Origin of the sequence: Williamsia serinedens (assembly GCF_024171725.1) — a bacterium.
Lineage (GTDB): Bacteria > Actinomycetota > Actinomycetes > Mycobacteriales > Mycobacteriaceae > Williamsia_A > Williamsia_A serinedens.
In genome coordinates this window covers 297,687-309,922 of record NZ_JAMTCG010000002.1, presented here as the reverse complement: position 1 = coordinate 309,922, position 12,236 = coordinate 297,687, and the positions used below count along the sequence as shown (strand labels likewise).

Sequence of the window (12,236 nt, the reverse complement as noted above, 5' to 3'; positions counted from 1 at the left end):
GTGCCGGCCGCACTGTCCGAGCGCGCGTGGACGGCAACGCTCCTCGAACGCCAACACCTCGCGTCCCGGGTCGACGAGGACGTCATCGAGGTGCTCGACCGGTGTGTCGGGTTGCAGTCGCAGGACCCGCAGGCGGCGTTCTTCGGGCTGGCGTCGCGGGTGGAGGGTTTCGACCCCGCGGAGTTGAACGGGCTCCTGCTCGATCGCACCGTCGTCCGGATGGCGTCGTTGCGCAGCACCGTGTTCCTCATGGACGCCGACGATGCGCGGTGGGTTCGGGAGCTGGCCCAGCCGGCCATCGCGGCGGAGCTGCGCATCCATGCCCGGCGTCTGGTGAACGCGGCGCCGGAGGCGGTCACGGCGGCCGCGCACGAGCTGCTCGCCGGCCGCAGTGTCGGCGTGAGGGAGCTGGGAGCCGAACTGGTGCAGCGCTTTCCGAACGAGACGGCGTCGACGGTGACTGCCGTCGCCCGGGCGACGCTGCCGCTGGTGCAGGTGCCGCCGCGCGGTCTCTGGCGATCCTCGGGCGCGGTGACGTATGCACTCCTCGACGACTGGGTGGGCGCGAGGGAGCCGGCGGTCACCGGGGACGAGGCCCGCAAGGACCTGATCCGGCTGTACCTCCGGGGATTCGGGCCTGCCAGCGTGGCGGCGATCCAGACGTGGTCGGGGCTGACCCGACTGCGGCCGCTGCTCGACGCGATGGACCGCGACTGGGAGGTCGAACGCGTCCCCGGGCCGGACGGGACGGAGCTGTTCGACCTCGACGGACTGAGCCGTGACGGCGACGGCGACCTCCCCGTGCGGCTCCTCGCGCCCTACGACCACGTCGTGACCGCGAACGCCGACCGGCGCCGTGTCATCGACGACGACGTGTTCGCCGCCCTGCAGACCCCGAACGGTCGAGTCCCGGGCACGGTGCTCGTCGACGGGCGGGTCGTCGGGACGTGGTCTGTCACCGACGGTGATCAGGTGACGACCCAGCTTATGCGCCCCGTCTCCCGTTCTCGCCAGCGCGAATTGGCGACGGAGATCGAGAGAACGCGCGAGCTCCTCGCGGAGGAGTGATCGATCGACACGTGTTCGCTCACCCCGAGATCGGTGCGCGGTAGTCGATGACGCGGATGATCACCGGGTCGGGTGGTTCGGGTGCCGAGGTGTGTTCGGCGAGGATCAGTTCCAGTGCGTGCTCGATCTCCGACCATTCCGGCTGCGGTGGGGCAGTGTCGTCGAGGATCCGGTCGGGGCGATGCAGGTGGTTGGTTCTGGGTGGGTCGGTGGTGCCGTTGGCGATCCAGCCGTACTTCCCGCGGTCGGGTCCGTCGGGGATCTTCTCGGTTCGCCAGCCGCCGGGTCCGTCGTGCACGGCCCGGTTGTGGGGTCCGCAGGCGGGTGCGAGGTCGGTGATGTCAGTCTTGCCGCCGTCGGCCCAGTCTTGTTCGGCGTGGTGGGCTTCGGTGTGGGAGAACGGGCGCGGGCAGCCGGGTTTGGAGCAGCCGCCGTACTCGGCGAATTTCACGAACCGCTGCGACTGCGACGCGAGCCGCTTGGCGCGCCCGAAGTAGAGCGGTTCGCCGGTGTGGTCGTCGAACACCGCCAGATACATCTGCGCCCGCGCCGCGAGCTTTACGATCTCCGACATCGGCAGGTCGGTGCCGGTGGTGGTGTGGCCGATCCCGGCGCGCTCGCGGAGTTGGGCTTCGGTGATGGAGACGATGATGTGCGGCGGTAGTCCGCGGTGTGAGGCGCCGTAGAGTCCGCCGTCGGCTGCCGCGCAGAGCAGCGCGTGGAACGCGTCGTGATTGCGTTGGGCCTGCGTGCGGCAGTCACGGTCTGCGGCCGCTTTCACCTGTTCGGCGTCGATGCCCTCATCGTCGGCGCCACCTTCGGGTGACTGGTCGTCGTCGGGATTGTTCATCCCTGGTTTCGCCCAGGCCGCGAGCAGCACCTCGAACAACGCTCGGGTGGTGGGGTCGAGGGTGCTCATCAGTTTCGACATGCCGAGGGTGTCCTGCGCGCCCAAGGACAGGCTGCGGTTGCGGGCGCGGTCCCGCTCGTCGGGAAGGTCCCCGTCGGGGTCGAGGTGCGACACGATCCGGGCGCCGGCGCGGGTGATCTCGCGCGGCGAGTGGTGCCCGGCGATTTCCGCGAGCTGTTCCTCAGCCAGGTCCCGCATCTCCGGTGGTGTCGCCGACGGCACCATGGCCATCACGTCCAGCACCGCGTCGACGTGCTCGTGCGTGAGGTCGCCGTCGGCCATCGCATCCGCGGTCTCCGGGCAGTGCGGCGGCAGCTTCTCCCCGGTCATCGCGTGCATCTCGGTCAACTGCGTCACCTGCCGCAGCCGTTTGCGCGGATTGGTGATCCGCAAGCGTTGCCCGACGAACTCGTCGAGCTTCACGCACTGCACCGCCCGATACGCCTCACGATCGGAGACGTCCAGAATGCGCTGCAGCCCAATCGAACCCATCTTTCGCACCGCGTGCTCATGGATGATCGCCAACTCCGCGACCTCAAGCTCCGAGCACGCGTCCGAGGTGCGCTCTACGATCCGATCCAGCACCGCGTGCAACTCGGCGTAGTCCTCGATCAGACTGTCGCTCACGATGCACCTCCCCCGAGCCGCAACTGTACACACATACTAGAACATGTGTTCGACTATCGCTGTAGTCCAAACAGGTGAATGTCAGCCCGCGTCGGGGAGGCGACCGGTCCGCGGGTTGCGCGCGGTGATGCAGTACGGGCGACCGGTCGGATCGGCCATCACCGTCCAGGTGCCGTGCTGGGAGACCACCTCGGCGCCCCAGTCCTCGTGCCGCGACACCTCGTCGGCGGGATGCGTGCTGGCCAGGTCGACGTGCGCACCCACCGAACCGGAGGTCATGCGCTGCAACAGAATACGGATCGGCATCGACTCGGGGTGGTGCAGGGCGCGGAACTCCGGTCGTGATGCGCTCTCGAGTTCCCACCCGGTGAGGCGGGTGAAGAAGGTGCACTCCTCGTCGAACCGTCGGCTGGGGACGTCGACACAGATCTGGTCGATGATGCTGATGGTGTCGCCGGGCCACCGGATGGGCCGCGACCGCTCGTGCTCGCCGTTCCACGGCACCATGCTGAAAGTGAACCCGGCCGGCGACTGCATCTCGACGCCGTCGGGCGTCTGGCCGGTCCGCCGGGCGCCCAACGATTCCGCGACCGTGGCGGCGTCGTCGACATCGTCGACGTGGATGTCGAGATGCACACCGCCGACACCGGTCTCGACCCGTTGCACCCGCAGGTGGGGGTCACCGGTGAACGGCTCCAGCGAGGCGAACTGTCGGCGATCGCCCCGTGGCGGCGACACGGTGCTCCCCGCGATGGCACGCCAGAACGTGACCTCGTCGCCGAAGTCGTCGGCGGGGAAGTCGAAGACCGCACTCAGCCAGCGGATCTCGATCGGCGCGGCACTCACATGCGCACCCGGTGCCGCGAACGCCAGCGGTGCAGCAGGTCGGGATCACCGTCGACCGTGATCTCCTCGCCGCGGTTCCACAGCCCGAGGTAGAGCTGCGCGGCGGTGCCCGTCCAGCGGGCGTCGACGTCGACGTCGGCATGCCCGGGCGTGACCGTCAGTGCGTCCTCGGCCACGGAAAGCGTCCACGACGCGTCGGTGTCGTCGGCGACCACCGCGATGGTCAGGGGCGCCCCGTCCCACAGTTTGGAGCGTCCCCGGGGAGCGAACCGGACGAGCAGCTCGTCGAGACCGTCGAGCGCGAGGCCCGGGGTCAGGACGTCCCCGAGTGCGGCGGTCACCTCGGCGGCGGTCGGGACCGAGCCCCGGGCGACGGCCATGGCGTCGACGGCGTGGACCACGGTCTCGTGTGCCTGACGCCGGTGCCAGAACTCCAGGGGTGTCCGACCGGTCTCCATGAACACCCAAGCCGCGACGTCCTCCGGTGCGTCCCGCAACGTCGAGACGAGCGCGTCGGCGCCGTCGAGCAGCCAGACCGGCAGATCGGGGACGCGCACCCGGGCGAGCACCGCGGCGTCGTCGGCGAAGGGCGGCTCGACACCGAGGATCTGCGCCCGCGCCCAGCGGTGGACCATCCCGGTGTGGGCGGTCAGGTGCCGGACGGACCAGCCGGGACACGTGGGTACCGCGGCCCCGGACTCGGCGACCAGCACCGCGGTGAACATCGCACGCGTGGCGACCTCGATCACCGTCCGGAACTCGTCGGGCGAGACCGCCGGTGGGGCCGAGGGTGCAGACGTGAGGTCGGACACGGCGATCAGTCTGGCACGGGACCGTCGAGCTGCGGGAGCACCTCGGCGGCGACGAGCTCGAGGTGGTCGAGGTCGGCCAGGTCGAGGGTCTGGAAGTACACCCGCGAGACCCCGAGATCGGCGAAACGTCCGATGGTGTCGACGATCTGCGCGGGCGTGCCGGCGAACCCGGTCGCGCGCACCTCGTCGACGTCGCGGCCGATCGCCTCGGCGCGACGGGCGACCTCCGCGTCGTCGCGGCCGCATACCAGGACGTGTGCGGCCGACAACCGCAGCGGCGACGAGCGGTCGGCGGCGCCGGCGGCCTCGACCACGGTGCGGAGCACCGGGGCGGCGTCGTCGGGGGTGAGGAACGGGGTGTTGAACTCGGCGGCGTACCGCGCGGCCAGAGCAGGGGTCCGCTTCTTCCCGCCGCCGCCGATGATGATCGGCGGTCCGGGGTGCTGCGCGGGCTTCGGCAGCGCGGGGGAGTCGGAGACCTGGAAGTGCGCGCCGTCGAACGCGAACCGGTCACCCGCCGGCGTCGACCACAGCCCGGTGACGACGGCGAGGTACTCCTCGAGCTTGTCGAAACGCTCACCGAGCGAGGGGAAGGGGATGGCGTAGGCGGCATGCTCGGCCTCGAACCATCCCGCGCCGATGCCGAACTCGACACGGCCACCGGACATCGCGTCGACACCGGCGACGGCGATCGCCGTGGGACCGGGCAGCCGGAACGTCGCCGAGGTGACCAGCGTGCCCAGGCGCACCCGCGAGGTGTCGCGGGCGAGTCCGGCCAGCGTGATCCACGCGTCGGACGGGCCGGGCCCACCGTCGCCGCTCATCGCCAGGTAGTGGTCGGAGCGGAAGAAGCCGGTGAAGCCCCCGTCCTCGGTGGCGCGGGCGACGCGCAGCAGGTCGTCGTAGGTGGCGCCCTGCTGCGGCTCGGTGAAAATGCACGTCTCCATGGCCCCAGCATCCCCCTACAGTGGGCGCGGTGACCACATCACGTCCGCGTGGGCCGCTGCACCGCGCCATCGCCCGACTCACCGGCACCGGGCCCGATCGCGTCGCGGTGGTGCGCCTCGAGGGCCACATCGGGACGATCGGCCTCGGCCGCGGCGGCCTGACCGCCGACGGCGTGGAGAAAACCCTCGAGCGCGCCTTCACCGGCGATCGGCTCAAGGCCGTGGTGCTGGTGATCAACTCGCCGGGCGGCTCGCCCGCGCAGTCGGAGTACATCGCCGAGCGGATCCGTCAGCTCGCCTCGGAGAACGGCGTGCGGGTCCTCGCCTTCTGTGAGGACGTCGCCGCGTCGGGCGGGTACTGGATCGCGTGCGCGGCCGACGAGATCTTCGCGGCGCGCACCTCGGTCGTCGGATCCATCGGCGTCGTCACCTCCGGCTTCGGTGCTGTGGAGTTGCTCGAGCGCGTCGGCCTGGAACGCCGCATCCACACCGCGGGGAGCAACAAGGCCCGGCTCGACACGTTCCGGCCCGAGGACGCCGACGACGTCGCCTGGCTCGAGGGTCTGCAGGGCGATCTGCACGAGGCGTTCATCGGATGGGTCCGTCAACGACGCGGCGCCAAGCTCCAGGGCGAGGACACCGAGCTCTTCTCGGGGGACGTCTGGGTGGGCCGTCGGGCTGTCGACGTCGGCCTCGCCGACGCGGTCGGCGTGATGCGGTCGGTGATCGCCGAGCGCTACCCCGACGCCGACATCGACGTCATCACGCCGCCCAAGCCTCTGCTCGCCCGAATCACGGGTGGGGGTGTCGAGATGTCGGGTGCGGTGGACGCGGCGGTCACCGGGACGCTCGACGCGGTCGCCCGTCGAGCGCGCTGGATGTCCTTCGGGAGCTGATGCACGGGTGTGAACAACCCCGGGCGGCATAGTGAACGATCCACAGGCGATGCCGGAATTGCTGGCACGAGGCTCGCCGATCCACCCTCGACCTGTGGATGAGGCTGTGGAAACTGTGGACAACAGGGCCCTTTGACGGTGCGTTCGTGACCCAAGCCACAGCCAAGATCACGAATCGGTAACGGGACCGTCCGTGGTCGGAGCCCGCACCATCCCCGGTCGCCGTGACACGATGGACGACGTGGGCAGCACGACGGGGAACGCCGGCCGGATCGGCGGACGCGCGTGATCGACTTCTGCCCGCGCTGCCGGATCCAGGCCCCGCACGACGCGCGACGGACCGGGTGCCCGCGCTGCGGCGGGCCGCTGTCCGTCCTGCCGAGCGCCGCGCACATCCCGACGCGTACAGGTGTCCCGGCCCCGCAGAGCCGCCCCTCGCCGCCGCCGGCGCCCCGACGTCCCGCGCAGCGTCGGTTCCGGTGGGTGGCGCGGCGCCCACCGGAGGCGCTGCCCGGCCCGCCGGTCCGTCGGCGGCCACCGCGGGGTCCGACGCCGCGCTACACCCACAACCCCGGCTGGGGTCTCGTCGACGTCGTCACCCCACCCGAGACGCCCGCCCGGACCCGGGCGGAGCGGGCCGCCGACTCCATGCAGCCCGCGGTGCTGACGCTGGGCACCACGCTTTTCGTGGCCGCGATCTCGCAGGCGTGGATCTACGGGTTGCTGGTGGTCAACCGCGATCGGCCGATCGGGCGGGCGACGGCCACGTGGGCCTACGCGATCGCGCAGGCCGTCGGCTGGGTGTCGGTCGCCGGGTTCGTCGTCTGCCTCGTCACCTTCTGGACGTGGATGGTCGCCCACCGCGCCCGCGCCTACCGGTCCATCGATCGCGTCGACCCGCGTCCGCGATGGCAGATCGCCGTCGGCTGCCTGGTGCCACTGGTGAACGTGGTCGGTGCGCCGGTCCTCCTGCACGAGCTGGTGCGGTGTGGGCACCACCTGCCGGCCGACCGGGTCACCCCGATCCTGCGCGGGTGGTGGGCGGCGTGGGCCGGGCTCAACCTCCTGGCCGTCGTCACCCTTGCGATCCGTCTGGGTGCCGACTCCATCCAGTGGTCGGCGAACGCCGTCCTGCTGACGCTCCTCACCGATCTGGCCGGGTCCGCGTTCGCGATCGGCACGGCGTGGCTGCTGTACCGCACGTTCGACCCGAGCACCGATCGCGCGCCGACGACCCGCTGGCTCGCGGCATGACCGCCGACCCGCCGCCGATCCGTCGGCCGCAACGGCCGTCCGTCGTCGCCCACCGCGGCGCGTCGGCCGAACGACCCGAGCACACGATCGCGGCCTACGAACTGGCCATCGCCCAGGGTGCCGAGGGCCTCGAGTGCGACGTCCGGCTCACCAGTGACCACCACCTCGTCTGTGTGCACGACCGCACCGTCGACCGCACGTCGTCGGGAACCGGTGTCGTGAGCGAGATGTCGCTGGCGGAGCTCCGCGACCTCGACTTCGGCAGCTGGCACGCCTGGGGCCGGCCACAGTCGGTGCTGACGCTCTCCGAACTGCTGACCCTCGCACTCGACCACGACACCCCGGTACGCCTGTTCATCGAGACGAAGCACCCCGTGCGCTACGGCGGTCTCGTCGAGCAGTTGCTGCTGGCAGAACTGCACCGTTTCGGCATCGCGTCACCGCCGTCGGCGGATCACAGTCGAGCGGCGGTGATCTCGTTCTCCGCGGGGGCCGTGTGGCGTGTCCGTCGCAACGCGCCGATGCTCCCGACGATCCTGCTCGGAGACACCGCACGCATCCTCGGCGGCAGCGCCGCGACGGCGGTCGGGGCCACGGGCATCGGCCCGTCGATCATGACGCTGCGCGACCACCCCGAGGCGGTCGACCGCGCCGCCGCGTCGGGCCGGGCGACCTACTGCTGGACCGTCGACGAGTACGCCGACGTCACCCACTGCGCACGCATCGGTGTCGACTTCCTCGCCACGAACCACCCGGGGCGGATCCGGCAGTGGCTCGAACCGACCCGACGCGGTCGCGGCACGTAGGGCCCGACCTTCGGCCGGGCGTCGGTCGCCCGGCCGGGTCCACTAGCGTTCGTCGGATGGCGAAGAAGAGCAAGCGGGGCAGCGGCCCGCGGCCGGGCAGCAATCGGGCGGAGCGCGTCGCGGCGCGCAAGGCACGGCAGGCCGCCGCGGCCTCGGGTCCGGCGCGGCCGTTCGTCGGCCTGGCCGCCGAGTGTGACCTGGTGGCGCTGCGCGCGTTCGTCGCGTCGGCGACCATCGCGGTGAGCCCGCAGGGCGCAGGCGTGGGCACCAACGCGGTGTCCCTCGCGACGATCCTCCCCGGCGCCGTGCAGGCGCTGACGCGGGAGGCCGAGGGCGGAGGCGTCGAGGGACTCGTCGGTCTGCAGACCGAGTTCGACCCCGCCGACGTGACCGCCGAACTCGCGGGCGCGCTGCTGTGGGCCTCGGCCGCCGAGGCCGGCGCGCCCTACGAACCGGTCGCCGACGAGGACGCACCGAGCCTCGTCGACGTCCTCGGCGCGGACACGACACTCGACGTGACGCTGCACGAGGACTTCGGATGGTGGTTCTCCGACCAGCAGGACGTCTCGCCGGACATCGCCGCGATGGTGGAGCAGGCGTCCGAGTCCATCCTGCCGACGGCACGGATCAGCGGTGACCTCGTCGGAGCCCCGTGGTGGGTCGACGCCGGCGAGCGTGCGCACGTCCGGTGGGTGCGTCCCGAGTCCGAGGACGACCTGATGACCGCCCTGGCCCGGCTGCACGCGGCCGAGAAGCTCACCCTCGGTGAGGGATCCCGATTCGCGGGATCGTTCCGCACACACGGCCTGCTGGTCCCGGTCTTCGACCTCGACAACGAGATGCATCCCGACGAGTGGATCGCGCCCTGCGCCCGGTTCGAGGCGGACCTGTCCGAGGCGCTCGCCGACACGGGCGAACTGACCGCGGCACAACGTCGTTCGCGCGACGGCATCCGTGGTCGACAGGTCACCCTGCGCTGACCCCCGTCACGCGCGTCAGCCGATGACGCTGCCGGTGTCCTGGAGGAGGTCGGTGGGGATCGGCTGATCGCGGGCGAGCAGGTCGAAGAACTGTGTGGTGTTGTCGCCCACCGCGAGTGCGTCGCCGTCGTCGGTGTTCTCCGGACCGCCGGTGGGGACGGTCGTCGTGATGGGGCCGCCGCGCAAGGCCCAGCCGAGGCGGGCGATGTCCCAGATGTGGGTGCCCTGGTCGACGGTCAGCGTGCTGACCGCCCCGTTCGCGAAGGGGAAGAGCCGGAACGGGTTCAGGATCGTCGACGGCGACGCGGCCTTGGACATCAACGCGCTGAGGAACTTCCGCTGGTTCACCACGCGCTGCAGGTCGGCGTTGGGGAATGCACGCGTCCGCACGAGCCCGAGGGCTTGCTGACCGTCGAGATCCTGGCACCCGGCGCGCAGGTTCAGTCCTGCCTTCGGGTCGCGGAGCGGCATGTCGAGGCAGATGTTCACACCGCCGACCGAGTCGACCAGGGAGTCGAAACCGCCGAACCCGATCTCGGCGTAATGGTCGATGCGGACGCGGCTGACCGACTCGACGGTCTGGATCAACAGCGGCGCCTGCCCGAAGCTGAAGGCCGCGTTGATCTTGTGGTCGCCGTACCCGGCGATCGGGACGTACAGGTCGCGCGGGATGCTGATGAGCATCGCCTTCCCGTTGTTCGGGATGTGGACCAGCATGATGGTGTCGGTGCGGGCGCCGTCGCTGTCGCCGGTGGCGAGCTGCTCCTTCTGTTCGGACGACAACCCCGCTCGCGAGTCCGAGCCGACCAGGATCCAGTTGGTGCCGGGGGTGTCCGCGGGACGGCCCGCGTAGGACGGCATCGCGTCGACGCGGTTCAGCTTCGAGTCGTAGTAGAACGTCAGCCCGACCGCCGCGACGACGATCACGAGCAGCAGGACGAGGATGCTCCGGACGATCGGGATGCGGCGGCGACGGCGTCGTGCCGGTGAGGGCGGTGCGTCGCGTGTCTCCCGCCCCGGGCGGCGGGGCGGCGGGGGCGGTGGGGCGCCGCCCGACCGGGACCGCCGGAGGTCGTCGAGTCGGGGATCGCGACGGAACCCGCCGGGTGCCGCCGATGCCGGCCGACCGGGCGGTGGTGGGGCGGGACGTGATGGACGCGGGTCGGAGCGGTAGGGCTGCGGTGTCTGTGGCGGGGCGTAGCCGGGGACACCGGGGCGGTCGGACGGTGCGCGACCACCCTGCCCGCCCCGGCCCCGACCGTCCGGGACTCCCGGGCCGTCCGGCCGGCCGCGACCCCGGGGGTCTCGGGGGCGCCGGATGAAGGGCCCGTCCTGCTCGCTCACGGATCAGACTGTACGGAGAGTTGCTGATGGTCCGGCCACGAACTCCGCGTGTTCAGCCCAGCCAGGCCAGGTGGTCGCGGAGCAGCGCGTACCCCACGAACGCGACCGTGTCGATCAGGGCGTGCCCGATCACCAGCGGCCACGTCCGCGACGTCAGCTGGTGGAAGCGGCCATAGACCAGGCCCATCGCGACGTTCCCGACGCCACCGCCGAAGCCCTGGTAGAGGTGATACGACCCGCGCAGCAGCGCCGACGCCAGCAGCGATCGCCCCTCACCCCACCCGAGCTGACGGAGCCGGGTGACGAGGTAGGCGACGACGAGGAACTCCTCGGCCGCGGCGTTCCCGACCGCCGAGACGACGAGCACCGGCAGTCGCCACCAGGTCTCCGTCAGGTCGCTGGGCAGCACCTGCGCGTTGAGGCCGAGTTCGCGCGCCACCACGTACAGGCCGAGTCCGGGGATGCCGATCACCGCGGCGAGCGCCACGCCCCACGCGGCGTCACGCCTGCTCGGTGTGCGGGTGACGCCGACTCGCGAGAGGCGGACCCCGCTGCGGTACAGGAGGTAGATCGCCAGGCCGGCGATGGCGAACAATCGTGCCGCGGAGAGCAACTGGGCCGCGAGGTCGATCCAGGTCGACGACGACTGCGATGCGTTGAGGGCCACCGTGGTCCGGCTGATCCCGCCGGACCGCAGCTCCGCCTCGATCAGCGACAGGATCGACGACGTCGCCGACAGGCCGAACGTGAGCACCAGGACGATCGTGATCTCGATGCCGATCGCACGACGCTGCGCGCGGTCGGTGACGACGGCGATGTCCGCCGGTCGGGCCGGCGCGAGAACCGCACGCAGGCCGGGTCGCATCACCCGGCCAGGGTAGACGCGGTTCTATGGGCCTCAGCCGTGCGGGAACGGGCAGCCCGCGAGAGCCCGCAGCGCGCGCGACAGCTCCATCACATCCCCGACCGGCCGCGGGAACGACAGGCGCGTGTCGACGTCGCCCTCACTGCGTTCGACGCGGAACCGGATCCCGTAGCGGTCGATGCCCAGGGGACGGACACGGCCCGTCCGCAGGTCGGCGGGCAGTCGTCGGGTGAGGGCGACGACGACGTCGGAGTGCTCGGAGTCGAGGTGGGCGATCCAGTCGGGCTCGTGCTCCCAGAACGGGTCGGGGGTCGCCCGCGCCAGTTCGGTCGCGTCGACCGCGGCCGCGCCGGCCGACGTCGCGATCACCGCGCCGCCGACGACGAGGCGCGCCAGGGAGAACCCGTGTCCGAGGTCGAGCAGGTCGTCGGCGGGGTGCTCGGCGGCGATCTCGAGCGCCAGCTCCCGCTCGAGGTCACCGGGTACCGGGTGCAACACCCCGTTGAGCCAGATCAGGGCCCGCACCGGCTCGCGGACCTCGATGGGTGCGCAGTCGGTCACCTCGATCATCGCGGTGACCCCGTCGGGATCCTCGGCCAGTGCGTCGGCCGCGGCGCTCGCCGACGGGATCAGGACGAACGCCTGCTCGTCGAACAGGTGGACCATCGACACCGGGGTCGGCTCGCCGCCCTCGACCGCGACGACGGCGGTCTGCACCCGCATGCAGGCGGTCCGGATGGACTCGGCGTCGGTCGGCTTGTCCGTGAGGGCCTGGGTCATCGGTGTCTCCGTCTCGGTCGACCGGTGCGGTCGGGCGTCGGTGGGCTTTCAGGTAAGGCTAACCTAAGCGATACCGGATCGGCGGACAACCGGTGAACTAC

The 12,236-nt window shown here is 71.4% G+C and carries 12 protein-coding genes; 5 read left to right on the top strand and 7 right to left on the bottom strand.

Translation table 11 applies throughout. The annotated features are described in order from the left end of the window. Positions 1-1,068: a winged helix DNA-binding domain-containing protein gene (locus LX12_RS04915; RefSeq protein ID WP_253653409.1), complete on the top strand. Its 1,068-nt coding sequence runs from the start codon at positions 1-3 to the stop codon at positions 1,066-1,068. 19 nt (positions 1,069-1,087) lie between these two features. Here LX12_RS04915 and LX12_RS04910 read toward each other — a convergent pair whose 3' ends face one another. The 4 genes from LX12_RS04910 to LX12_RS04895 form a co-directional block, all read right to left on the bottom strand. Beyond that, complete coding sequence (locus LX12_RS04910) at positions 1,088-2,605, bottom strand: HNH endonuclease signature motif containing protein (RefSeq protein WP_253653408.1); 1,518 nt, start codon at positions 2,603-2,605, stop codon at positions 1,088-1,090. An 81-nt stretch (positions 2,606-2,686) separates the two neighbouring features. Beyond that, positions 2,687-3,436 carry a VOC family protein gene (locus tag LX12_RS04905; protein WP_253653869.1) on the bottom strand — a complete coding sequence of 250 codons (750 nt, stop codon included), beginning with the start codon at positions 3,434-3,436 and terminating at the stop codon, positions 2,687-2,689. Between the two features lie 11 nt (positions 3,437-3,447). Continuing rightward, complete coding sequence (locus LX12_RS04900; protein ID WP_253653407.1) at positions 3,448-4,263, bottom strand: maleylpyruvate isomerase family mycothiol-dependent enzyme; 816 nt, start codon at positions 4,261-4,263, stop codon at positions 3,448-3,450. A 5-nt stretch (positions 4,264-4,268) separates the two neighbouring features. Then, positions 4,269-5,210, bottom strand: a complete 942-nt coding sequence (locus LX12_RS04895) for a TIGR03560 family F420-dependent LLM class oxidoreductase (RefSeq protein WP_253653406.1) — start codon at positions 5,208-5,210, stop codon at positions 4,269-4,271. A gap of 29 nt (positions 5,211-5,239) precedes the next feature. On the opposite strand from LX12_RS04895, the gene LX12_RS04890 reads away from it, so the two are divergent. From LX12_RS04890 to LX12_RS04875, 4 genes are all read left to right on the top strand, one after another. Beyond that, complete coding sequence (locus tag LX12_RS04890) at positions 5,240-6,106, top strand: S49 family peptidase (RefSeq protein WP_372504929.1); 867 nt, start codon at positions 5,240-5,242, stop codon at positions 6,104-6,106. Positions 6,107-6,391: 285 nt separating this feature from the next. Next, positions 6,392-7,360: a DUF4328 domain-containing protein gene (locus LX12_RS22175; RefSeq protein ID WP_253653405.1), complete on the top strand. Its 969-nt coding sequence runs from the start codon at positions 6,392-6,394 to the stop codon at positions 7,358-7,360. Then, positions 7,357-8,166 (top strand): glycerophosphodiester phosphodiesterase, encoded by an 810-nt coding sequence (locus LX12_RS04880; RefSeq protein WP_253653404.1) that lies wholly within the window; start codon positions 7,357-7,359, stop codon positions 8,164-8,166. Before LX12_RS22175 ends, LX12_RS04880 begins: the two co-directional genes overlap by 4 nt. 56 nt (positions 8,167-8,222) lie before the next feature. After that, positions 8,223-9,146, top strand: a complete 924-nt coding sequence (locus LX12_RS04875) for a DUF5926 family protein (protein WP_253653403.1) — start codon at positions 8,223-8,225, stop codon at positions 9,144-9,146. 15 nt (positions 9,147-9,161) lie between these two features. Here the strand turns inward: LX12_RS04875 and LX12_RS22170 are convergent, their stop codons facing one another. From LX12_RS22170 to LX12_RS04860, 3 genes are read right to left on the bottom strand one after another with little or no spacing between them, the layout of a single operon-like run. Beyond that, positions 9,162-10,490 (bottom strand): LCP family protein, encoded by a 1,329-nt coding sequence (locus tag LX12_RS22170; RefSeq protein ID WP_253653402.1) that lies wholly within the window; start codon positions 10,488-10,490, stop codon positions 9,162-9,164. A gap of 52 nt (positions 10,491-10,542) precedes the next feature. Continuing rightward, a complete protein-coding gene (locus LX12_RS04865) occupies positions 10,543-11,355 on the bottom strand; it encodes a CPBP family intramembrane glutamic endopeptidase (RefSeq protein WP_253653867.1) in 813 nt (270 codons plus the stop codon). A 33-nt stretch (positions 11,356-11,388) separates the two neighbouring features. Next, the gene (locus tag LX12_RS04860; protein WP_253653401.1) at positions 11,389-12,135 is read right to left on the bottom strand and encodes a DUF2470 domain-containing protein; all 747 of its coding nucleotides are present in this window, start codon (positions 12,133-12,135) and stop codon (positions 11,389-11,391) included. Positions 12,136-12,236 lie beyond the last annotated feature (101 nt).

Bases quoted from the DNA above. Each gene is read 5' to 3' on its own strand.
- LX12_RS04875 (WP_253653403.1), top strand. From the start codon at position 8,223: ATGGCGAAGAAGAGCAAGCGGGGCAGCGGCCCGCGGCCGGGCAGCAAT.
- LX12_RS04865 (WP_253653867.1), bottom strand. From the start codon at position 11,355: ATGCGACCCGGCCTGCGTGCGGTTCTCGCGCCGGCCCGACCGGCGGAC.
- LX12_RS04880 (WP_253653404.1), top strand. From the start codon at position 7,357: ATGACCGCCGACCCGCCGCCGATCCGTCGGCCGCAACGGCCGTCCGTC.
- LX12_RS04895 (WP_253653406.1), bottom strand. From the start codon at position 5,210: ATGGAGACGTGCATTTTCACCGAGCCGCAGCAGGGCGCCACCTACGAC.
- LX12_RS04860 (WP_253653401.1), bottom strand. From the start codon at position 12,135: ATGACCCAGGCCCTCACGGACAAGCCGACCGACGCCGAGTCCATCCGG.